The 21950-nt window shown below is 55.4% G+C and carries 17 protein-coding genes and 1 tRNA gene; 10 read left to right on the top strand and 8 right to left on the bottom strand.

Translation table 11 applies throughout. The features are described 5' to 3' along the window. Positions 1-15 precede the first annotated feature (15 nt). Positions 16-2688, bottom strand: a complete 2673-nt coding sequence (gene rcsD / locus ACMGG5_RS22245; protein WP_024908200.1) for a phosphotransferase RcsD — start codon at positions 2686-2688, stop codon at positions 16-18. A gap of 742 nt (positions 2689-3430) precedes the next feature. Between rcsD and ACMGG5_RS22240 the strand changes: the two genes are divergently transcribed. From ACMGG5_RS22240 to mgtE, 6 genes are all read left to right on the top strand, one after another. Then, entirely contained in the window at positions 3431-4543 is a 1113-nt protein-coding gene (locus ACMGG5_RS22240) for a porin OmpC (RefSeq protein ID WP_024908199.1), read from the top strand. Between the two features lie 114 nt (positions 4544-4657). Continuing rightward, positions 4658-5713 carry an FAD:protein FMN transferase ApbE gene (gene apbE, locus ACMGG5_RS22235; RefSeq protein ID WP_032646590.1) on the top strand — a complete coding sequence of 352 codons (1056 nt, stop codon included), beginning with the start codon at positions 4658-4660 and terminating at the stop codon, positions 5711-5713. A 72-nt stretch (positions 5714-5785) separates the two neighbouring features. After that, a complete protein-coding gene (gene ada, locus ACMGG5_RS22230) occupies positions 5786-6844 on the top strand; it encodes a bifunctional DNA-binding transcriptional regulator/O6-methylguanine-DNA methyltransferase Ada (RefSeq protein ID WP_420278526.1) in 1059 nt (352 codons plus the stop codon). Next, a complete protein-coding gene (gene alkB / locus ACMGG5_RS22225; protein WP_090419919.1) occupies positions 6844-7500 on the top strand; it encodes a DNA oxidative demethylase AlkB in 657 nt (218 codons plus the stop codon). Before ada ends, alkB begins: the two co-directional genes overlap by 1 nt. Before the next feature lie 69 nt (positions 7501-7569). Next, entirely contained in the window at positions 7570-9213 is a 1644-nt protein-coding gene (locus ACMGG5_RS22220; RefSeq protein WP_090420248.1) for a multidrug ABC transporter permease/ATP-binding protein, read from the top strand. Positions 9214-9361: 148 nt separating this feature from the next. Beyond that, a complete protein-coding gene (gene mgtE, locus ACMGG5_RS22215) occupies positions 9362-10798 on the top strand; it encodes a magnesium transporter (RefSeq protein WP_090419915.1) in 1437 nt (478 codons plus the stop codon). On the opposite strand, the gene ACMGG5_RS22210 is transcribed toward mgtE, so the two are convergent. Then, a complete protein-coding gene (locus ACMGG5_RS22210; protein ID WP_420278525.1) occupies positions 10761-12050 on the bottom strand; it encodes a SulP family inorganic anion transporter in 1290 nt (429 codons plus the stop codon). The two genes, mgtE and ACMGG5_RS22210, sit on opposite strands and share 38 nt — an antisense overlap. A 187-nt stretch (positions 12051-12237) precedes the next feature. On the opposite strand from ACMGG5_RS22210, the gene mqo reads away from it, so the two are divergent. Beyond that, entirely contained in the window at positions 12238-13887 is a 1650-nt protein-coding gene (gene mqo, locus ACMGG5_RS22205; RefSeq protein ID WP_024908193.1) for a malate dehydrogenase (quinone), read from the top strand. 89 nt (positions 13888-13976) lie between these two features. Here the strand turns inward: mqo and eco are convergent, their stop codons facing one another. Further along, entirely contained in the window at positions 13977-14480 is a 504-nt protein-coding gene (gene eco, locus ACMGG5_RS22200) for a serine protease inhibitor ecotin (RefSeq protein WP_420278524.1), read from the bottom strand. Positions 14481-14689: 209 nt separating this feature from the next. Here eco and ACMGG5_RS22195 point away from each other — a divergent pair, with 209 nt between their 5' ends. Both ACMGG5_RS22195 and ACMGG5_RS22190 read left to right on the top strand, forming a co-directional pair. Beyond that, complete coding sequence (locus ACMGG5_RS22195; RefSeq protein ID WP_008500962.1) at positions 14690-14950, top strand: DUF2534 family protein; 261 nt, start codon at positions 14690-14692, stop codon at positions 14948-14950. Between the two features lie 125 nt (positions 14951-15075). Then, the gene (locus ACMGG5_RS22190) at positions 15076-16263 is read left to right on the top strand and encodes an MFS transporter (RefSeq protein ID WP_157189485.1); all 1188 of its coding nucleotides are present in this window, start codon (positions 15076-15078) and stop codon (positions 16261-16263) included. Positions 16264-16301: 38 nt separating this feature from the next. Here the strand turns inward: ACMGG5_RS22190 and ACMGG5_RS22185 are convergent. The 3 genes from ACMGG5_RS22185 to ACMGG5_RS22175 all read right to left on the bottom strand — a co-directional run bounded on the left by ACMGG5_RS22185 (position 16302) and on the right by ACMGG5_RS22175 (position 18458). Beyond that, positions 16302-16378 (bottom strand) — tRNA-Pro (locus tag ACMGG5_RS22185). 72 nt (positions 16379-16450) lie between these two features. Beyond that, positions 16451-18211, bottom strand: a complete 1761-nt coding sequence (yejM, locus tag ACMGG5_RS22180; RefSeq protein WP_420278523.1) for an LPS biosynthesis-modulating metalloenzyme YejM — start codon at positions 18209-18211, stop codon at positions 16451-16453. A 19-nt stretch (positions 18212-18230) separates the two neighbouring features. After that, complete coding sequence (locus tag ACMGG5_RS22175; RefSeq protein WP_008500958.1) at positions 18231-18458, bottom strand: YejL family protein; 228 nt, start codon at positions 18456-18458, stop codon at positions 18231-18233. A gap of 134 nt (positions 18459-18592) precedes the next feature. Between ACMGG5_RS22175 and yejK the strand changes: the two genes are divergently transcribed. Further along, positions 18593-19600: a nucleoid-associated protein YejK gene (yejK, locus tag ACMGG5_RS22170; protein WP_008500957.1), complete on the top strand. Its 1008-nt coding sequence runs from the start codon at positions 18593-18595 to the stop codon at positions 19598-19600. A gap of 50 nt (positions 19601-19650) precedes the next feature. Here the strand turns inward: yejK and rplY are convergent, their stop codons facing one another. Then, complete coding sequence (rplY, locus tag ACMGG5_RS22165) at positions 19651-19935, bottom strand: 50S ribosomal protein L25 (RefSeq protein ID WP_008500956.1); 285 nt, start codon at positions 19933-19935, stop codon at positions 19651-19653. A 125-nt stretch (positions 19936-20060) separates the two neighbouring features. Next, on the bottom strand, positions 20061-21821 hold the full coding sequence (locus tag ACMGG5_RS22160; RefSeq protein ID WP_061714741.1) for a DEAD/DEAH box helicase: 1761 nt from the start codon (positions 21819-21821) through the stop codon (positions 20061-20063). Positions 21822-21950 lie beyond the last annotated feature (129 nt).

The following is a 21950-nucleotide window of genomic DNA, read 5'->3' as shown; positions in this document are numbered from 1 at the left end:
TATAAGGCTACCTTGCTACAGCAAGCTTTTGACGTAGGCGTCAATGTCGCTGATGTATTTTTCAATGCCAGAGGCATCTTTCTCACGAATTAGATGTTCCAGCGTTTCACATAACTGCTTGCCGGGAACCAGATTAAGCATGGCAAACACCCCTTTAAGCCGGTGTGCTGTCTGTGCCAGCGCTGCAAAATCATTCGCAGCGGACTCAGTATACAACCGCTTAACATCATCTGGTACTGTATCAACAAAGAGTGAATAGTATCCGCTGGCGTGAAGCTCGGCATTTTCATTGCCGCCTAACGGGGATTCCGCTATCTCTTCCTGCGCCAGCTGCTCTTCTATTAGTTGTAGTACAGCTTCCTGCATTGCATTGCTTATATTAAAGTTGACGCGCAGCTGGCCAGGGCCGATTTTCCGCACGCCTGACTCATCATCGCTTAAAAGCAAGCCGGAGGCAGTAAGATTAGACGGATTATCAGTTAAAAACAGATCAAATTCTTGACTTGCAAGTCTTTCATCCGGCGTGATGCAGGCCGCACCCCAGTTTTCTAACTGGCGAACGACAATATTGCGGATCTCGTTCGAGGTCACATCGACCATCACCACAACATCATCCAGCAGACGTTCTTCATCTTCTTCCTGCGGATTGGCCGCCATTTTCACGTGCAGAGAATAACGGGTGCCGAGGGATTCACGGGCTTTGATATTCAGATGGCCGCCGAGCTTACGCGCCAGCTGGTCGCACAGCCAGAAGGTCAGGGCATTGGCCTTGCCGTAGCGATCGCTTTGCGTGTCATTCAGGAACGGGAAGTGCAGATTATCAATTTCACTCGTGGTGACGCCTTCCCCGGTGTCCAGGATGCGGAACGTTAGGCGGTCTTCTGCTGACTCCTCAGTGCCAACTTCGAGGGTGATCTTGCCAATCTGCGTGGTGGTCACAGCGTACTGAATAATCATCAGCAGAATGCGCCGCAGCGCTTCACGATCGCCGTGGCGTTCGTCATTCGCAGGGAGATTGTTATTGATCAGCAGCTGCAACCCTTTGCGCTTAATGACGGGCAGCACTTCCGGCACCACTTCATCGATCAGTTCCTGAATGGAGAAGAGGGTTGGCGTACCCTTCCAGAAATCATTCTCCAGCATGTTCGCCAGCTGGATCTCATCGACCATTCTGACCAGCGAATCGGCCTGGCAGGCAAGCTGGTGGCTTTCAGCGGTGTTTAACGCCGCCGCCTGGGTTGCCAGCGTTTTTAACGGCTGCTTGAAGGCATCGCCAATGTTCTGCATGAATGCGGCGCGCCCCTGCTGGTTTTTCTCATACAGTCTTTGTGCCTGCTTGAGCTTTTTATTGACCAGCACTTCGCGATCCTGGTCGCGAATAATGAAGATTTGCGTGCGGGGAGCCACCTGGCTGCGGAACTGACGGATTTCGTACAGTTCATTGTTGATGGTGGCCTGAATCACTCCCTGATGCTGATCCGCCATGGTGGTGATGTTCTGCAGGTTAAGATGCGGCAGCAGATGGTCGGCAATTTTGTTGCTCATCACCGTACGATTCGCCTCCTGGTCGTGAACTAAGACCCCAAGCGGCAGCACGGAAACAATCTCTTCATTCAATGCACGCAATACGCGCAGCTCATTGCTGGTGCCGGCCGGCACCGCAGAGGCGTCGCTCTGACGCCCCGTCTGGAAACGGAAGGTGCTGTAGCCAAACAGCGCCAGCGCCAGCAGACCGATATTTAACAGCAGAGGCAGCAGGATATTTTGCAGGGTATCGAGCAACAGCGTGCCAAACGGCACCTGCCACACCAGACGCATACCGGTCGAATTCAGCGATGAGGCAATTTCGATTTTCGAGCCGTTAAAGGAGATCGATACGCTCTCTGCGGCCTCTTTGTCAGACGCCGCCCGCATGTTCTGGGTGCTGCTGTCGGGCTCCAGACGGAAGCTGTCGAGCGGCATGTCCGGTGGGATTAAATCATTAATCGGTAAATCGAAGGCCACCACCGTCGCCAGGTGTCCTGGCTGGTTGAACGTAGTGCGCAGGGTAAAATAATGACCGTTTTGCCAGGCCAGACGACGCAGGGAAGAGAAGCTCTCACGTTCATCGAGGGCATTCGCCTGCTGCAGCATCTCTGCCCGGCGGGAATCGACGATGCTGCCCACGGTGGTCTCTTTAAACCCGGAAGAGAGATCTTTTAACGGCAGCGTGGAGATCAGGATCATGCTGTTGTCCTGACCGTTCAGATAGTACATCGACCATGGCACCGTTTCGGCACCCCAGAGGGTATCCAGATAGGTCGAAATACGCTGCGTCATCTCAAGCGTCGCGCTGTCGTGAGAGCCAAAAATAAGCGCCTCGGTCTTACGCTGCGGTTTTTCGAGATAGTAGACATCCTGCTTAAGCCGTGTCTCCTGAAGTCCATCTCCGGACGAGGAGGCCGGGGCGGCCGCGATATTGTCGTAAATCTGCCAGGTGGCGTAGCGCCAGGTATCGATGCGCTTATGCACGGCGTGGGTGATATCGACGACCTGATAGCTCTTATCCTTCAGCCAGGCGTTAACCGCGCTTTGTACCATCACCCCCATGGTCACTAACAGCACAACGATCAGAAGAAGAAAGAAACGGGTGATGCTCCCGGGAAGGAGGGAAAATTTGCTCGGGGCGGTAGTTTCAGTCTGACTCATTGATATCTTTAACCCGTCATGGTCATGCTCTGTGGCGATAGGGCAGTATAAAGGGTAATAACTGAATTTCCAGCGCCACTGCCCGGGAAGAGTCGACTTTTTCAACGGACAATATCGGCGGCAGGTGGCGCACTAAACATGTACAAACACGCCGTGCGCGTACAAATAATAAGTGCGCTTAGCCAGCAAATAGCACGAATTAACAAGAAATTAAGTTTTACATCAATATTTCGCCAGCGAAGGATAGCGGTGAGGATTTAGTTAATAGTCGTTACAGTTTCGGTGCGGTAGCACAAAAAATCAAAAGTTACGTAAAGAAAGGTAAAAAAAAACCGAATGCGAAGCATTCGGCTCAATTAGGGATAAACAGACATTCAAAACTGAATGACGGTAATAAATAAAGTTAATGATGATAGCGAGAGATATTTTAGAGATTAGGCGCGATCTTGTTTTGTCATTCAGTGCTGTAACGATTTTTATTATAAGTAGTTGATTTTTATGTGTGTTATTTTTCTTTTGATTATAAGTGCTAAATTTCTAAGCTATTTGTGCTTTGTAAAAGTTCCTTGATATTTACATTTTGAAACATGTTCATGGATAAATGAAACATCTTCAAAGTTTTCGTATCATATTCGCATTGGATTATTCTGTGATTTTGCGGAGAATGAAATTGCCGACTGGTTAATGAGGGTTAACCAGTAAGCAGTGGCAATTATAAGGCATATAACAGAGGGTTAATAAAATGAAAGTTAAAGTACTGTCCCTCCTGGTACCAGCACTCCTGGTGGCAGGCGCAGCAAATGCGGCCGAAATTTATAACAAAGATGGCAACAAATTAGATCTGTACGGTAAAGTTGATGGTCTGCACTATTTCTCTGACGACAAGGGTAATGACGGCGACAAGACCTACATGCGTCTTGGCTTCAAAGGCGAAACTCAGGTTAACGATCAGCTGACCGGTTACGGCCAGTGGGAATACCAGATTCAGGGCAACACCACTGAAGGTGACAATCAGTCATGGACGCGTGTGGCGTTTGCGGGTCTGAAATTCGCTGAGGCGGGTTCTTTCGATTACGGTCGTAACTACGGCGTAATCTACGACGTAACTTCCTGGACTGACGTTCTGCCAGAATTTGGCGGCGATACCTACGGCGCTGACAACTTCCTGCAGCAACGTGCTAACGGCGTCGCGACCTACCGTAACCAGGACTTCTTTGGTCTGGTGGACGGCCTGAACTTTGCTCTGCAGTATCAGGGCAAAAACGGCAGCGTAGAGGGTGAAAACACTAACGGTCGCAGCCTGCTGAACCAGAACGGCGACGGCTACGGTGCATCCGTGACCTATAACCTGGGCGAAGGCTTCAGCGTGGGTGGTGCGATGTCCTCCTCCAAACGTACCGCCGACCAGAATGCAGCTGGCGTATACGGTAATGGCGATCACGCAGAAGTCTATTCTGGTGGCCTGAAATACGATGCCAACAACATCTATCTGGCAGCGCAGTACTCTCAGACCTACAACGCAACCCGTTTCGGTACTTCTAACGGCAGCAACCCGACTACCGCTTACGGCTTCGCTAACAAAGCGCAGAACTTCGAAGTGGTTGCTCAGTACCAGTTCGACTTCGGTCTGCGTCCATCCGTGGCTTACCTGCAGTCTAAAGGCAAAGACATCGAAGGTTACGGCGATCAGGATCTGCTGAAATATGTTGATGTGGGTGCGACTTACTACTTCAACAAAAACATGTCCACCTATGTTGATTACAAAATCAACCTGGTTGATGAAAATGAATTTACCCGTCAGGCGGGTATCGGTACTGACGATATCGTCGCGCTGGGCCTGGTTTACCAGTTCTAATCGCGTCATCGTGTGACGTAAGGGGCCTGATGGCCCCTTTTTTGTGCCTCTCTGATTCTCACAACTCACCCGTTTTGGTGTACTCTTGCCGCCCTGGCATGAGGATAATAATGAATGGACATGACTTTTTTACGCGCCAGCTTTCTGGCTATGCTTTTTTTCCTGACCGCGTGTAACGATCCCACACCCGTGGCGAAAACCGACGCACCCGCCGCGACGGTGCTCGAAGGCAAAACGATGGGGACCTTCTGGCGCGTCAGCGTGATGAACCTCGATAAAACACGCACAGACGAACTTCGCGGCAAAATCCAGTCGCAGCTGGACGCCGACGATCAGCTGCTGTCGACCTATAAAAATGACTCGGCGCTGATGCGCTTTAACCTCTCAACCAGCACCTCCCTGTGGCCAGTGAGCGAGGCGATGGCCGATATCGTGACCGAGGCAATGCGCGTGGGTTACAAAACCAACGGGGCGATGGATGTGACCGTCGGACCGCTGGTAAACCTCTGGGGATTTGGCCCGAATAAACAGCCGGTGAAGACGCCCGAACAGGCAGCCATTGATGACGCCCGCGCCAGGACAGGGCTGCAGCATCTGACGGTGATCAATCAGTACGGGCAACAGTACCTGCAAAAAGATATCCCCGATCTGTTTGTCGATCTGTCGACGGTCGGGGAAGGCTATGCGGCGGATCATCTTGCTGCGCTGATGGCCCAGGAAGGAATTTCCCGTTATCTGGTCTCGGTGGGCGGCGCGTTGGTCAGTCGGGGCATGAACGCCAGCGATAAGCCGTGGCGCGTAGCGATTCAAAAGCCGACCGATCGGCAAAATGCCGTGCAGGCGATAGTGGATATCAACGGACATGGCATCAGTACCTCCGGCAGCTACCGTAACTATTACGAGCTTGAGGGGAAGCGTATTTCGCACGTTATCGATCCGCAGACCGGGCGCCCCATCACGCATAACCTGGTCTCGGTGACGGTCATTGCCCCCACCGCGCTGGAAGCGGATGCCTGGGATACCGGATTAATGGTTCTCGGTCCGGAAAAAGCCAAAGAGGTGGTTCGTCAGGAAGGGCTGGCGGTTTATATGATCACCAAAGAGGGCGACGGGTTCAAAACCTGGAGCTCGCCGCAGTTCAACAGTTTCCTGGTTAGCGACAAAAATTAAAAAGCAAGGTTGCGGGTTTTTTATCAGTGGCGCTCAGGCACGCTCTATGTATGCTTGTAAGAGGAGCCGATAATGAGAAACTCAACCTTTATTACCGATGAGGATCGCTGGCAGGCCGTGCTGGCCCGCGATCCGATCGCTGACGATCAGTTTGTCTTCGCCGTGCAGACCACGGGTATTTTCTGCCGCCCGTCATGCCGTGCCCGCCACGCGCTGCGTAAAAATGTCCGCTTTTATCCTGATGCCCATCATGCCGTACAGGCCGGCTTTCGTCCGTGCAAGCGCTGCATGCCGGACAAACGCGATCCGCAGGCGCAGAAGCTGGCGAAAGTGGAACAGGCCTGCCGTCTTCTGGAGCAGGAGCCTACGCTAACCCTGGAAGGGCTGGCGCAGCAGGTTGCCATGAGTCCTTTCCATTTCCACCGTCTGTTTAAGGCCGTGACCGGCATGACGCCAAAAGCCTGGCAGCAGGCGGCACGGGGCCAGCGCCTGCGCGCCGCGCTTGCACAGGGAGACAAAATTACCGACGCCGTGCTGGCGGCGGGGTTTCCTGACAGCAGCAGCTATTATCGTAAAGCCGACGATGCGCTGGGCATGACGGCGAAGCAGTACCGTAAAGGAGAGGTGGCCGTGCGGTATGCCATCGATGACTGTTCGTTAGGACGCTGTCTGGTCGCAGAAAGCGAGCGGGGAATCTGCGCGATTCTGCTGGGTGACACCGATGCGGAAGTAACCGCAGAGCTTGCCACGCAATTTCCAAAAGCTGCGCACGCACCGCTGGACGACGCCTTTGTGCAGCGGATCCACCAGGTGATTGCCAGTATTGATAACCGCGATGTACCGCTTGCGCTGCCGCTGGATATTCGCGGAACCGCGTTCCAGCAGCGCGTCTGGCAGGCCCTTCGCAACATTCCCTGCGGCGAAACGGCAAGTTACCAGCAGGTGGCGCAGGCGATTGGTCAACCTAATGCGGTACGCGCCGTAGCAGGCGCCTGTGCGGCAAACACGCTCGCAATTGTGATCCCCTGTCATCGGGTGGTTCGTAACGACGGTGCGCTGTCGGGCTACCGCTGGGGGACGGCGCGAAAAGCGCTATTACTGAAACGTGAGGCGAAACGCCAGGAGGGATAATGCTCGATCTTTTTGCGGATGCTGAACCCTGGCAGGAGCCGCTTGCGCCGGGGGCAGCGATCCTGCGCCGCTTTGCACTCTCCCGTGCGGCGGCGCTGCTTGCCGGTATCGACGAGGTGACGGCGGTTTCGCCGTTTCGCCATATGGTGACGCCGGGCGGCTACACCATGTCGGTGGCCATGGCCAACTGCGGGGAACTGGGCTGGGCGACGAACGAGCGGGGCTATCTGTATGCCCCGCACGACCCCACGACCGGCCAGCCGTGGCCCCCGATGCCTGCCGTTTTTCAGGCTCTCTGCCACGAGGCTGCCGTGGCGGCGGATTATCCTGACTTTCGCCCTGATGCCTGTCTGATTAACCGCTACGCCGTCGGTGCGAAGCTCTCGCTGCATCAGGACAAGGATGAGCCCGATCTGCGCGCGCCTATCGTCTCTGTATCGTTAGGTCTGCCCGCCGTCTTCCAGTTCGGGGGATTACGCCGCAACGATCCGCTCAAACGCATCATGCTGGAACATGGCGATGTGGTGGTGTGGGGCAGGGAATCTCGGCTTTATTATCACGGCATTCAGCCGCTGAAACCCGGGATCCACCCCCTCACGGGCGAGTACCGTTATAACCTGACCTTCCGTCAGGCGGGGATGCGTAAACAAAAATAAGAATTATTCTTGATGTACGCGCCTGGCAGTTTACACTGCTGGCTGATTTTTATTGTCCGGATTGCCTGCATGCAACTACTTCTCCTTGTCTGGCGTCAGTATCGCTGGCCCTTCATTGCCGTAATGGCATTAAGCCTTGCCAGCGCCGCGCTGGGTATTGGCCTGATCGCGTTCATTAACGTGCGGTTGATTGAAATGGTCGACACCTCGCTCTCCGTATTGCCGGAGTTTCTCGGTCTGCTGCTCCTGTTGATGGCGGTTACGCTCGGTTCCCAGCTTGCGCTGACCGCGCTTGGGCACCATTTCGTTTTCCGTTTGCGCAGTGAGTTTATCAAGCGGATCCTGGACACCCAGATAGAGCGCGTTGAGCAGCTCGGGAGCGCTTCCCTGCTGGCGGGGCTGACCAGCGACGTGCGCGCCATTACCATCGCGTTCGTTCGTCTGCCGGAGCTGGTGCAGGGGATCATTCTGACCTTTGGATCGGCCGCTTATCTCGCCTGGCTCTCCAGCAAAATGCTGGCGGTGACCGCGCTGTGGATTGCCATCACCATCTGGGGCGGCTTTGTGCTGGTGTCGCGCGTCTACAAACACATGGCGGTGCTGCGTGAAACCGAAGATAAGCTCTATAACGATTACCAGACGGTACTGGAAGGGCGCAAAGAGCTCACCCTGAACCGCGAGCGCGCCGAGTATATCTTTAACCATCTCTATATCCCGGACGCGCGCGAATATCGTCATCATATTATTCGCGCCGATACCTTCCACCTGAGTGCGGTGAACTGGTCAAACATCATGATGCTGGGTGCCATTGGCCTGGTATTCTGGATGGCGAACAGCCTGGGCTGGGCGGACACCAACGTCGCGGCAACCTACTCGCTGACGCTGCTGTTTTTGCGCACGCCGCTGCTCTCGGCGGTCGGCGCGTTGCCCACCTTGCTGAGTGCGCAGGTGGCCTTTAATAAGCTCAAAAAATTCGATCTCGCGCCGTTTAAGGCCGAATTTCCGCGCCCGCAGGCCTTCCCGAACTGGCAGACGCTGGAGCTGCGTAACGTCACGTTCCGCTATCAGGACAGCGCCTTCTCCGTGGGGCCAGTCAACCTGACAATCCGTCGCGGCGAGCTGCTGTTCCTGATCGGCGGCAACGGCAGCGGTAAATCGACGCTGGCGATGCTGCTTACCGGGCTTTATCAGCCGCAGTCGGGCGAGATTTTGCTGGATGGCAGAGCGTTGAGCGCGGAGAAACCCGAGGATTACCGCAAGCTTTTCTCGGCGGTGTTCACCGACGTCTGGCTGTTCGATCGGCTGCTGGGTCCGGAAGGGCAGCAGGCCAATCCTGCGCTGGTGGAAAAATGGCTGGCGCAGCTGCAGATGTCGCACAAGCTGGAGTTACAGGACGGGAAGATCCTGAATCTGAAGCTTTCCAAAGGGCAGAAAAAGCGCGTGGCGCTGCTGCTGGCGCTAGCGGAAGAGCGTGACATCATTCTGCTGGATGAGTGGGCGGCGGATCAGGACCCGCACTTCCGACGCGAGTTTTATCAGGTGCTGCTGCCGCTGATGCAGGAGATGGGCAAAACCATTTTCGCCATCAGCCATGACGATCACTACTTCATTCATGCTGACCGCCTGCTGGAGATGCGCGACGGCAGGCTGAGCGAGCTGACCGGTGAAGAGCGCGATGCAGCCTCGCGTGACGCGGTGGCGCGTACGGCCTGAAGCCCTCACCCTAACCCTCTCCCACAGGGAGAGGGGATAGATCGTGGCCGTAATGCCGCTTTTTTCTCCATCCCACCCCGTTGTTTATTCTTATTTACATATCCCCGCGCTATGCTTAACCCCAACTCATTTAATGGATTTATGATTGATGTCGGTATTAAAGAAAAACAGCGCCAGACAGCGTGACCAGGAGCGCGCGCGACTGATCTGGCTTCTCACGACCGATAAAGCGGTCACCTCTACGCTATTAGGCAAACTCACCCTGGCTGAGCAATATGATGTCGGCACTTTAGCCGACGATATTGCTGAGGTAGGTGCGCTGGTTGCTCACTTACCCCCGCCGGATCTGGCGGATACCCTGGAAGCGCTTCCCTCGGAAGAACGTCACGCCCTGTGGCGTCTGGTGCAGGATCACGAGCGCGGGCAGGTGCTGCTCGAGGCCTCTGAAAACGTCTGGGATGACCTGATCGACGAGATGAGCGACCGGGATATTCTTGACGCTCTGCAAACCCTGGATATCGACGAGCAGATTTACCTCGTTCAGCACCTGCCGCGCAACCTGACCGGTCGCCTGCTGGCATCACTGCCTGCCGATGAACGCGCGCGCGTGCGTCAGGTGATGCACTACGAGAAAAACAGCGTCGGCGCGATCATGGAGTTCGGCGTTATCACGGTGCGCCCGGACGTGACGCTGGGTACCGTGCAGCGCTACCTGCGTCGCCTGGGAAAAATGCCGGACAACACCGATAAACTGTTTGTCACCTCCCGGGATAAAACCCTGCTCGGCGAACTGGAGCTGAAAACCATCCTGCTCAACAGCACCCAGCGGAAGGTGAGCGAGGTGATGGAAAACGAGCCGATGGTCTTCTCCCCGGAAGACGATGCGGAGAAAGCGGCGCGTACCTTCGAACGTGATGACCTGGTGAGTGCCGCCGTTGTGGACTCCGTCGGCAAACTGATGGGGCGTCTGACCATCGATGAGATCGTTGATGTGGTCTACGAAGAAACCGACAACGATCTGCGTGCGCTCGGGGGGATCAGCGCCGAAGATGACGTCCATGCCTCCGTCGGCAAGGCGGTGAAAACCCGCTGGGCGTGGCTGGCCATTAACCTGTGTACCGCCTTTATCGCCTCCCGGGTGATTGACGGTTTTGAACACACCATTTCGCAGCTGGTGGCGCTGGCCTCGCTGATGCCGATTGTGGCCGGAATCGGCGGCAACACCGGAAACCAGACCATCACCATGATCGTCCGCGCGCTGGCGCTGGAAAATATTCAGCCCGGTAACTTCGCCTTTCTGATCTTCAGAGAGATGGGCGTGGCGCTGATCAACGGCCTGGTATGGGGCGGTATTATGGGCGGCATTACCTGGTGGCTGTATAACGATATGGCGCTGGGTGGGGTGATGATGCTGGCGATGGTGCTAAATCTGCTGGTGGCATCGATGATGGGGGTCATTATCCCGCTGACGATGACCAAACTGGGGCGCGACCCCGCGGTGGGGTCGAGCGTGATGATCACCGCCATCACCGATACCGGCGGTTTCTTTATTTTTCTTGGGCTGGCGACGATTTTTCTTCTTTAAGCCGACGCTTAATGCGGGCGGGGAGTAGCGCCATAACGATAATCCCGCCCAGCACGCCAATCGCCAGATTGCCGGTTGATACCGTGGCGGCAACGGTCACCAGCATGACGACCGTTTCTGCAATCGGGGCCGTTTTCACCGTGGCGGGCTGAAGGCTGTGCCAGCTGAAGGTTTTGACGGCGACGATCGCCATAATGCCCGCCAGCACCGCCATCGGGATGTTGGCCATCACGTCGCTGAGTGCCGTGACCAGGATCAGCAGCACAATGCCCGCTGCAAGGGTTGAAATGCGGCTTCGGCCTTTTCCCATCTCCACGTTAACGATGGTTTGCCCAATCATCGCGCAGCCCGCAATACCACCGTAAAATCCGGCCAGAATATTACCCACGCCCAGCCCGATGCTCTCACGGCGCTTGCTCGACGGCGTTGCGGTCAGCTCATCCACCAGCTTTGCCGTCAGCAGGGATTCCAGCAGGCCGACAAAGGCGATGCTCAACGCGCACGGCCAGATAATGCTCAGCGTCTGTACATTGAGGGGGACCAGAAGTTCGGTAAGACCCGGTAAACCGCCGCTCATGGAGCCTTCATCGCCCACGGTCGGCAGGATTTGACCGGTTGAAACGGTGAACACGGTAAGCACAACAATCGCAATCAGCGGGGAAGGGATGCTTTTGAGATAGCGCGGCACCCACAGCACGATCAGCAGCGTCAGCACGAACAGGCCCACAATCAGCGGGCTTCGGCTCCAGAAATGCGGCACCTGAGCGAAGAAGATCAAAATGCCCAGGGCGTTAACAAACCCGGTCATGACCGACTGGGGAATAAAGCGCATCAGCCTTGCCATGCCCAGCACGCCAAACAGAATCTGAATTACGCCTGCCATCAGCACGGCGGGAAGAATATACTGTACGCCGTGCTGATGCACCATGGGCCCAATAACCAGCGCCACGGAACCGGCCGCGGCCGTGACCATCGCCGGACGACCGCCCAGCACGGACAGGGCAAGACACAGCACCACGGAGGCGATCAGGCTGACCTTCGGGTCAACGCCCGCCACCACCGAAAATGAGATGACCTCGGGGATCAGCGCCAGGGCGGTAATCACGCCCGCCAGCGTTTCACGCGTCAGCTGCTTAGGGGAACGCAGTACGTTGGCTACGCGGTCTTCGGGGGATACGGCAGAATGGGGTAAGGACATAACAGTTCGCTGGTTAGGGCAGGCTTCCGTGCGCGCGATCACAAAACGCAACATACTAGCCAGTAAAACCGCGCTTTACCAGACGCATCGATAATTCCTCACAAACAATCCATCATTAAATTTCACAATTACAATAATTTCGTAACCTTTAAACAATATTTAAAAGTTGTTACCGTGCCCCCGCAGCTTTTTTCACCTGCAATTTCCACGCATCAAGCACTTTTACACTAAGGCATAAATTATGAAAAAAATGACTGCCATGCTCTTTTCTCTGGCCGTGGGGCTTAACACCGTCTCCATGGCGGCGAAAGCTGACGCACCAAAAGAGCAGGAAACGGACGTCCTTTTAATTGGTGGCGGTATCATGAGCGCCACGCTGGGAACCTATCTGCAAGAACTGCAGCCGGACTGGTCAATGACCATGGTCGAGCGCCTTGATGGCGTGGCGCAGGAGAGTTCGAACGGCTGGAACAACGCCGGTACCGGCCATTCGGCACTCATGGAACTGAACTATACGCCGCAGAAAAAGGACGGTTCCATTAGTATCGAGAAGGCGGTAGAGATCAACGAAGCATTCCAGGTTTCTCGCCAGTTCTGGTCTCATCAGGTCAACAGCGGCGTGATGCACGACCCGCACTCCTTCATCAACACCGTACCGCACATGAGCTTTGTGTGGGGTGAGCAGAACGTCAACTTCCTGCGCGCGCGCTACGCCGCTCTGCAGCAGAGCACGCTGTTCCGCGGGATGAAATATTCTGAAGACCACGCGCAGATTAAAGAGTGGGCTCCGCTGGTCATGGAAGGTCGTGACCCGAATCAGAAAGTGGCGGCGACCCGTACCGAAATTGGTACCGACGTTAACTACGGTGAAATTACCCGTCAGCTGGTGACGTCTCTGAAGAAAAAAGAGAACTTCAACCTGCAGCTCAGCACTGAAGTGCGTGGTTTCAAGCGCAACGCGGATAACAGCTGGAGCGTGACCGTTGCCGATCTGAAAAACAACGAAGCCGAGCACGTCATCAAGGCGAAGTTTGTCTTTATCGGTGCGGGCGGCGCGGCGCTGAAGCTGCTGCAGGAGTCCGGTATTCCGGAAGCTGACGACTACGCGGGCTTCCCGGTGGGCGGTCAGTTCCTGGTGTCCGATAACCCGGAAGTGGTGAACCGTCATCTGGCAAAAGTGTACGGTCAGGCCTCTGTTGGCGCACCGCCGATGTCTGTTCCGCACATCGATACCCGTATGCTTGACGGCAAACGCGTGGTGCTGTTTGGGCCGTTCGCGACCTTCTCCACGAAGTTCCTGAAAAACGGTTCCCTGTGGGACCTGCTCAGCGCAACCACCACCTCTAACGTCAAGCCGATGATGGACGTGGGTCTGGATAACTTCGACCTGGTGAAATACTTGATTAGCCAGGTGATGCTCTCTGACGACGATCGTTTCGAGGCGCTGAAAGAGTACTATCCGCAGGCGAAGAAAGAAGACTGGCGTCTGTGGCAGGCGGGTCAGCGCGTACAGATCATCAAGCGCGATCCGAAAGAGGGTGGCGTGCTGCGTCTGGGCACCGAAGTGGTGAGCGATAAGGACGGCACCATCGCCGCGCTGCTGGGTGCGTCACCGGGTGCGTCTACCGCTGCGCCAATCATGCTGCACCTGATGGAAAAAGTGTTTAAAGATAAAATCGCCAGCCCGGAATGGCAGGCGAAGCTGAAAACCATTATTCCATCCTATGGCACGAAGCTGAACGGCAACGTGAGCGCGACGGAGCAGGAGCTGGAATACACCAGCCGCGTACTGCAGCTGCAGTACATCAAACCGCAGGCTGCGGATGCTGCGCCAAAAGCGGAGCTGAAGCCTCAGCCGGAAAACAAACCGGTTGCGGATATCGCGCTGTAAGGTAAAAAAGCCGGGTGGCGCTGACGCCTACCCGGCCTATGTTCGGTGTTGTTTTGTAGGTCGGGTTAGGCGAAGCCGCCACCCGACTTTTAACGTACTACCGCTTGTCCGACAGTCTCTTCTCCCTTCCATACGCGATACTTCACTTCCACGTTTTCAGGCGTATAGACCACGATCGGCAACTTGCTGTTGTAGCGCAGCAGGCTATTGTCGCCCAGATACGCTGTCACAAATTTCTTCTCTTTCTTGCCATCCTGGCAGGCCATCATGGTGGAGACCGGCGAGGTGACTTTATCAAAGACGTAGTAGTCGTAACCCCAGCCTTCCAGCGTTTTGCTTTCCAGCTGACCACCCAGGCGATGCTGGTTGCAGTCCACTTCCAGCGTCTTGCCAATTAACAGCTCCACTTTGAAATTCGCTTCATCCTGCTGTGCCGGCAGCTGAATCACCTGACGCTTCATCCCTTTATCCGCTTTCGGATACGGGGCGACTTTTTCCAGCGGCTGCTCTTTAGGTGTTTCGCTGGCGAAAGCACTGGTGCTGACACACGCGGCGGCGATGAGTGCGATGGCAAATTTAGGTGCGTTTTTCATTGTCATTCCTTTATGTCAAAACGATCCTGCACAGGTTAACATATCAATTATGAATGATTGGTGTTATTTACTTACATTTTCAATATGAATAGCGTAATAAACCACATATTTGCCATTTAGGTAGATGTTTGTCCTGGCGTGGAGTCCGGCAGGCGTTTGTGTTATTTTAGATCCTCTATAATGTTATTCATCTGTAAAAGGGAAGAGAGATGGTTCGAGCAAAACTGAAAACGCCTGAAGGCCGCAAGTTCCTCCTGGCGCTGCTGGTCGTGTTTATGATTGCTGCCGCATGCGTGGGGCGGGCCACCATTGTTGGCGTCATCGAACAGTACAACATTCCTCTCTCTGCCTGGACAACCAGCATGTATGTCCTGCAATCGGCGATGATCTTCGTCTACAGTCTGGTGTTCACCGTTCTGCTGGCCATCCCGCTGGGCATTTTCTTCCTGGGCGGACGTGAGAAGCACTAAGCCTTCACCTCAGATAATGAAGCCAGCCTGCGGGCTGGCTTTTTTTATATCAGATGATTTTTATTCGCATTTCCAGGATATTCTGTTTCGAACAAGACTGTTCGACATAAAGCAGGAGATGCGCAATGTTATCCCGGTTTGCAACGCTCAGCCGGATCCCGAAAGGAGTCTGGGTTGTGGGCGGCGTCAGTATGCTGATGGATATCTCTTCGGAGATCATTCATAGCCTGCTGCCGTTGTTTATGGTTACGACGCTGGGAGCCAGCGTGATTTTCATTGGTTTGATTGAAGGCCTGGCTGAGGCCACGGCGCTGTTTATCAAGGTGTTTTCCGGCGCCATCAGTGACTATCTGGGCAAGCGTAAAGGGCTGGCTGTTCTGGGCTACGGTCTTGGCGCGTTGAGTAAACCGCTGTTTGCTATTGCCTCTTCCTCCGGCATGATCCTTGGGGCTCGCTTAATCGACCGGGTGGGGAAGGGGATCCGGGGAGCGCCGCGCGATGCGCTGGTCGCTGACGTTACGCCGCCGGAACTCCGCGGCGCGGCCTTTGGTTTGCGTCAGTCGATGGACACCATTGGCGCATTTCTCGGGCCGTTGCTGGCCGTAGGCTTAATGCTGCTGTGGAACGATGATTTTCGTACCATTTTCTGGATCGCGGTGATCCCCGGCGTGCTCGCCGTGGCGCTGCTTTTCTTCGGCCTGCATGAGCCTAAAACCCCTGTCGAGCACAAACGAACGAACCCTATCAAAAAAGAGAACCTCAGGCGCCTCGGGAAAGGCTGCTGGTGGGTTATTGGTCTGGGGGCCATCTTCACGCTCGCACGTTTCAGTGAAGCATTTCTTGTGCTTCGCGCTCAGCAGTCGGGTGTGCCGCTGGCGCTGATCCCGCTGGTGATGGTGGCCATGAATCTGCTCTATTTCCTCTCTGCCTATCCGTTTGGCAAGTTATCTGACGGGATGTGCCACACCCGATTACTGCAGTGGGGGCTGGTGATGCTGATTGGAGCAGATGTTGTGTTGGCGCTGAGCACCCACTGGGCTGGAATGCTTCTGGGCGTTGCGCTTTGGGGAGTGCATATGGGGATGACGCAGGGGCTGCTGGCGGCAATGATTGCGAAAACTGCGCCTGCGGATTTGCGCGGTACCGCCTACGGCATTTTTAGTCTGGTCAGCGGCGTGGGATTGTTAGTCGCCAGCCTGGGGGCAGGAGCCATCTGGGAGACGTTTGGCGCAGAATATACGTTCTATGCCGGAGCGGTGATTTGTCTGGTTACGCTGGTGTACCTGCGCAAAACGCCGGACGAGGCGAAATAAAAAAACCAGCCATAAGAGGCTGGTTTTCAATGTGATTTTGGTCGGCACGAGAGGATTTGAACCTCCGACCCCCGACACCCCATGACGGTGCGCTACCAGGCTGCGCTACGTGCCGACGCATGAAAAGAATACTACTCGATTCCGTTTTGAATGCAAGGGAATCCGTCGCTAACTGGTTTATTATTAATCAGTTAGCGATGAAGCGCTTCTCATCCGTCAGAACCTGCAGCAGCAGGCTCAGCTGCGGCTTCTGGGCTTTCAGTCGTTCACCCTGCAGGTTATACGTCTGATAATTCCCGTTGTTGTTCAGCACCAGTGTCAGCTTCGGCGTAGTCACCACCAGCGTATTATTACCCGCAGCCGTGACCCAGTTATGGCGGCGCGCGGCGCTGAAGAGATCCTGGCCCTGCGAATACTCGTTTGCTGGCGTGCTGACGTGCAGCAGGCGTTGCATCAGGGTGGTCATCACATCTTTATGCTCGGTAAGCATATTGATGCGCTGCGCCGGGGTGCCCGGCCAGTGGATCACCAGCGGAACCTGCAGGTTCGGGCGTGACCAGCTCATACTCTTCGTCTCGTCACCTAACGGGACGCCATGGCCTGCGGTCACGATCACCACGGTGTTATCAAGCTTGCCGGACTCACGTAGCGCGTCAAGCACGCGACCAATCTGCGCATCAACATCACCCGCCGCGCGGCCGTAGCGGCGCGCAAAATCACTCTTATTGCTGTTTGCAAGCGTTGTGCCGTTAAAGGCAACCCATGAGAACCAGCGGTTATCTTCCTGGGCGTAGCGCTGCAGCCAGTTTATCCATTGGCTGGCGGTCTGCGCATCAGACTGATTTTGTGCCGTCGGCAGTGAGAAATCAGACAGCAGCGCCTGGCGGTAGAGCGGGCTGTTAAAGCCATCGGATGAGAACAACCCTAACTGATAGCCCTGCTGATTCAGCCCGGTGATCAGCGCCGCAGGTGTGCGGGTAGACAGTACGCCGTCCATGTAGCCGGCTGAAATGCCATAGAAAAGGCCAAAGATGCCCGCGTCGGTTGTGTTACCGGAGCTCATATGTTGAGTAAACGAGACGTTTTGACTCGCGAAATTGGCCAGCGCAGGCATCTGCTTCTCGTAACGGGAATAGTTCAGTCCATCGACGGTGATCAGCAGGACGTTTTGGCCTCGTCCCATATCGCGGTAGTTCAGGTCGCTCAGAGGATACTGCACGCTGACAGCTTCCGGGTTACCCTGCTCGATAAGACGGCGCTGATATTCCTGCGCATCAAGCAGGCCGTGTTTTTCGAGGAAGCGACGGGCCGTCATCGGATATGAGAGCGGCAGGTTCGCGCGCTGCATGGTAATAGGACGATAGAAGTTCGCATCCGCCCAGATATACATGATGTGCGAACTGATAAAGGAGACGAAGAAGAGCGCGGCGACGGGCTTCGCGTAGTGGCGTCGCCGGGTCAGGCTACGCAGTTTTTGCCAGCTCCAGGTGGCAAACAGCATCTCAATCAACAGGATCACCGGGACGCTGATAAACATCAGCTGCCAGTCACGGGCCGTTTCGTTCTGGTCGGGGTTAATCACCAGTTCCCAGACGATGGGGTTGAGATGCAGGTGGAAGCGGGTGAACACTTCACTGTCGATAAGCAGCAGCGTCATCCCCACCGTCGCAAGGATGGCGGACAAGAATCGCATCAGACGCTGCGACATGACGATAAACGTCAAGGGGAACAGGATCAGCAGATAGGTGGCGAAAACCAAAAAGCTAAAGTGACCGACAACGCTTATCCAGGAGTAGATACGCCCGGTGAGCGTTGTTGGCCAGTCTGCGACAAACAGATAACGACAGCCAATGACCGTCGCCAGCAGAATGTTGAACAGGGCAAACCAGTGCCCCCAGCTGACCATCTGGGAGACTTTTTCACGGTAGCGCTGACGATTCGTCACCATAAACTGTTGTTCGTATCCCTTAATGGGCCGGGTCGTTGCTGACGGACGACTGTAAAGCCTGGGCGAACGATTTTGCGATCGCCTGACGCTGAGCCGGAGCAACGCTGGTGTTAATCAGGTTGGTGACCATATTTCCCAAAACCATCAGGGAGAGATCGGTCGGCGTTTTATGTTTTTCCAGTACGTTGACCAGCTCACTGAGCAGTTGTTCAACGTGTTCATCACTGTAGCGGGAATGTTGTGGCATAAATCAAAATCAGTTTGTTGATGAAAGGGCAACATATTACCGTAGCAACAGCTTTTTTTCCCCTTTTTTATCTGTTGTTGCACACATGTCCTGGTGGTGGTTGAATACCGCCCGGTCTAAAAGGAGAGTTTATCATGAGTCTGGAAATCAACCAGATTGCCTTGCACCAGCTTATCAAGCGTGATGAGCAAACCCTTGAAGTGGTGCTGCGCGATTCGTTACTGGAACCCACGGCGACCGTTGTGGAGATGATGGCAGAGCTGCATCGCGTCTACAGCGCCAAAAATAAAGCCTATGGCCTGTTCAGCGAAGAGAGTGAGCTGGCCGATAGCCTGCGCCTGCAGCGTCAGGGTGAAGAGGATTTTCTGGCGTTTAGCCGTGCGGCAACCGGGCGTCTGCGCGACGAGCTGGCGAAATATCCGTTCGCCGATGGTGGGATCGTGCTGTTCTGCCACTACCGCTACCTGGCGGTCGAGTATTTGCTGGTTACCGTACTGAATAACTTAAGCAGCATGCGCGTGAATGAGCAGCTGGACATCAGCTCGACGCATTATCTGGATATCAACCATGCGGATATCGTGGCGCGTATTGATTTGACCGAGTGGGAAACCAACCCGGAATCGACCCGCTACCTGACATTCCTGAAGGGGCGCGTGGGCCGCAAAGTGGCGGATTTCTTTATGGACTTCCTCGGTGCCAGTGAAGGGCTTAACGCCAAAGCGCAGAACAAAGGGCTGCTCCAGGCGGTTGACGATTTCACAGCAGAAGCGCAGCTCGATAAATCCGAGCGCCAGACGGTGCGCCAGCAGGTTTACAGCTACTGCAACGAACAGCTGCAGGCAGGGGAAGAGATTGAGCTGGAGTCGCTGTCAAAAGAGCTGGCAGGCGTCAGCGAAGTCAGCTTCCAGGAATTTACCGCAGAAAAGGGCTATGAGCTTGAAGAGAGCTTCCCGGCGGATCGCAGCACGCTGCGCCAGTTAACCAAGTTTGCCGGCAGCGGCGGCGGGTTAACCATCAACTTTGATGCGATGCTGCTGGGGGAACGTATCTTCTGGGATCCGGCCACCGATACGCTGACCATTAAGGGTACGCCGCCGAATCTGCGCGATCAGCTTCAGCGCCGCACCTCGGGCGGTAAATAGCAGGCACAAAAAACCCCGCAGAAGCGGGGTTTTTTTCGACAGGTTTGCGATTACGCGCGAACGAAGTCGATGTGAGTCAGTTTTGGCTTGAACGCGTGACGCTGAACAGCCTGAACTTTCACTTTTTCTTCTTTACCGCCAACAACGATGGTCAGAACTTCGCTGTAGAATTCAGCTTTGGTCTGCAGGTTCCACAGTTTGTCGTGATCCAGTTCGATTGCAACTGGAGCAGCTTCGCCACCGTAAACGATAGCCGGGAACTTGTTAGCGGTACGCAGGCGGCGGCTCGCACCCTTACCCTGCACGTTACGTACTTCTGCTTCGATAGTAAACATTGATTTCTCTCTGTATTTAAAACCCTACTACAGGCGACCCAGCAGCAGGTGAGTGTTCTGCCTCACGGATGTGAAGCGGGCGGCATTTTATACTCAAATGCCCCTCACATCAATGAAAAGTCCCGCTAACCGCGCAATTCATTGGCGCGACGGAAGCGACCTTCGTAGTCAAAGAGTTTCTCGCGCACCTGCCAGAACTGGCCTTTCTTACGGGCGACCACAAAATCCGGATGGCGCAACAGCACCTGCTGGCGCACGATATCGGCCACGGTGATCCAGCGCAGGGGCACGCCCGGGGTGCGGGTGTGCGGGCGGATAAACAGCTGTTCGAAGGCCGTTCGCTGAGCAGGCGTCTGGACCCGGAAGCGCTCGCTGACGTCCGCCCCGTCTTCGTCGTAATAGGTGATTTTCAACCATTCGCCTTTTTCATCGGCGCCGGGCTGCAACGCCATGCCGGAACAGCGCAGTACCAGCGCATCTTTCAGCTTTAATGCTGCTTTCAGCATGTCGTCCGGGTCAACCAGCACCGTGTCACATTCCCGACAGCGGCGAGCGGCAATGTCATTTTCGGCGTTGCACTGCGGGCAGTTTTTAAAGCGGAAACGAAAATCGCACTGCTCGCGATGCCCGTCATCATCTTCAAACCAGCCCTGACAGCGGCGGCCAAAATGTTCGATCAGCGTGCCGTCGGCGGTGGTTTTGCCCCAGAAAGTGTTGGCAAACCCACAGGCAGGGCAAAAGACCTGCACGGGCACGTTGTCGCTTTTCCCTTTTGGCGCGCCGACTTCAGGCGTATAGAGATCGTGCGGGTTACCTGCATAATCCAGAATCAGGCAGTCGGTTTTCCCGGGGGCCAGGCGCAGGCCGCGGCCAACAATTTGTTGATACAGACTCACCGATTCGGTCGGGCGCAAAATGGCGATCAGGTCGACGTGCGGTGCGTCAAAGCCGGTGGTCAATACCGACACGTTAACCAGATAGCGGAACCGCTGGGCTTTAAACGCGTCAATCAGGCTGTCGCGCTCCGGGCCGGGCGTCTCGCCGGTGATGAGCGCCGCGTCGCCGGAAGGCAGTAACCCGGTGATTTCCCGCGCGTGCTCAACGGTGGCGGCAAAGATCATCACCCCTTTGCGCGTCTGCGCAAACTCCTCTATTTGGCTGATGATGTGCGGCGTAATGCGCTTTTGCTTTTTCAGCTCCTGGTTAAGATCCGCTTCGCTGAATAACCCGTTGCTTTGCGCCTGCAGGCGGCTGAAGTCGTACTGCACCACCGGCATATCCAGCCGTTCAGGCGGCGTCAGGTAGCCATGTTTAATCATGTAGCGCAGCGGAAGCTCGTAAATGCAGTCGCTAAACAGGGCCTTGTCATCGCCGCGCACCATGCCGTGATAATGGTAGCGATAGATCCAGCCTTTCCCCAGGCGAAACGGGGTCGCCGTCAGGCCCAGCAGGCGCAGGTGAGGGTTCACCGCTTTCAGGTGTGACAGGATTTGCTGATACTGGCTGTCGTCGTCATCGCTGATGCGGTGACATTCGTCGACAATCAGCAGCGAAAATTCGCTGCGAAACAGATCCAGATTGCGGGCCACCGACTGCACGCTGCCAAACACCACTTTGCCGTGGCTCTCTTTACGCTTTAGCCCGGCGGCGAAAATGTCGGCTTCCAGCCCAAGCGCACAATACTTGGCATGGTTTTGCGCGACGAGCTCTTTAACGTGCGCCAGCACCAGCACGCGGCCGCGGGCCAGACGCGCCAGTTCGGCAATGACCAGGCTTTTGCCTGCGCCGGTCGGGAGCACAATCGCCGCCGGCTCGCGATGTTTACGGAACCAGGCGAGGGTGGCGTCAACGGCTTCCTGCTGATAGGGACGAAGTGTAAAAGTCATGGGGTCTCGGTTTCGTTATTCCGCACATAGTATGCCACGAAACTTTTTCCCTTGAGTGGCGCAACCAGACCATTATACTGAACCGTTCCAGACTGCTTCTTTTATCGGACCTGTTGTCCGACTTCCTGC

The organism is Enterobacter sp. BNK-34, assembly GCF_048684445.1.
GTDB classification, from domain to species: Bacteria; Pseudomonadota; Gammaproteobacteria; order Enterobacterales; family Enterobacteriaceae; genus Enterobacter; species Enterobacter pseudoroggenkampii.
This window is presented reverse-complemented; position numbering and strand designations above follow the sequence as displayed.

What these genes read in the sequence shown, in the direction of transcription:
- rcsD (WP_024908200.1), bottom strand. Translation starts at nt 2,688, where the DNA reads ATGAGTCAGACTGAAACTACCGCCCCGAGCAAATTTTCCCTCCTTCCC.
- ACMGG5_RS22240 (WP_024908199.1), top strand. Translation starts at nt 3,431, where the DNA reads ATGAAAGTTAAAGTACTGTCCCTCCTGGTACCAGCACTCCTGGTGGCA.
- apbE (WP_032646590.1), top strand. Translation starts at nt 4,658, where the DNA reads ATGGACATGACTTTTTTACGCGCCAGCTTTCTGGCTATGCTTTTTTTC.
- ada (WP_420278526.1), top strand. Translation starts at nt 5,786, where the DNA reads ATGAGAAACTCAACCTTTATTACCGATGAGGATCGCTGGCAGGCCGTG.
- alkB (WP_090419919.1), top strand. Translation starts at nt 6,844, where the DNA reads ATGCTCGATCTTTTTGCGGATGCTGAACCCTGGCAGGAGCCGCTTGCG.
- ACMGG5_RS22220 (WP_090420248.1), top strand. Translation starts at nt 7,570, where the DNA reads ATGCAACTACTTCTCCTTGTCTGGCGTCAGTATCGCTGGCCCTTCATT.
- mgtE (WP_090419915.1), top strand. Translation starts at nt 9,362, where the DNA reads ATGTCGGTATTAAAGAAAAACAGCGCCAGACAGCGTGACCAGGAGCGC.
- ACMGG5_RS22210 (WP_420278525.1), bottom strand. Translation starts at nt 12,050, where the DNA reads ATGTTGCGTTTTGTGATCGCGCGCACGGAAGCCTGCCCTAACCAGCGA.
- mqo (WP_024908193.1), top strand. Translation starts at nt 12,238, where the DNA reads ATGAAAAAAATGACTGCCATGCTCTTTTCTCTGGCCGTGGGGCTTAAC.
- eco (WP_420278524.1), bottom strand. Translation starts at nt 14,480, where the DNA reads ATGAAAAACGCACCTAAATTTGCCATCGCACTCATCGCCGCCGCGTGT.
- ACMGG5_RS22195 (WP_008500962.1), top strand. Translation starts at nt 14,690, where the DNA reads ATGGTTCGAGCAAAACTGAAAACGCCTGAAGGCCGCAAGTTCCTCCTG.
- ACMGG5_RS22190 (WP_157189485.1), top strand. Translation starts at nt 15,076, where the DNA reads ATGTTATCCCGGTTTGCAACGCTCAGCCGGATCCCGAAAGGAGTCTGG.
- yejM (WP_420278523.1), bottom strand. Translation starts at nt 18,211, where the DNA reads ATGGTGACGAATCGTCAGCGCTACCGTGAAAAAGTCTCCCAGATGGTC.
- ACMGG5_RS22175 (WP_008500958.1), bottom strand. Translation starts at nt 18,458, where the DNA reads ATGCCACAACATTCCCGCTACAGTGATGAACACGTTGAACAACTGCTC.
- yejK (WP_008500957.1), top strand. Translation starts at nt 18,593, where the DNA reads ATGAGTCTGGAAATCAACCAGATTGCCTTGCACCAGCTTATCAAGCGT.
- rplY (WP_008500956.1), bottom strand. Translation starts at nt 19,935, where the DNA reads ATGTTTACTATCGAAGCAGAAGTACGTAACGTGCAGGGTAAGGGTGCG.
- ACMGG5_RS22160 (WP_061714741.1), bottom strand. Translation starts at nt 21,821, where the DNA reads ATGACTTTTACACTTCGTCCCTATCAGCAGGAAGCCGTTGACGCCACC.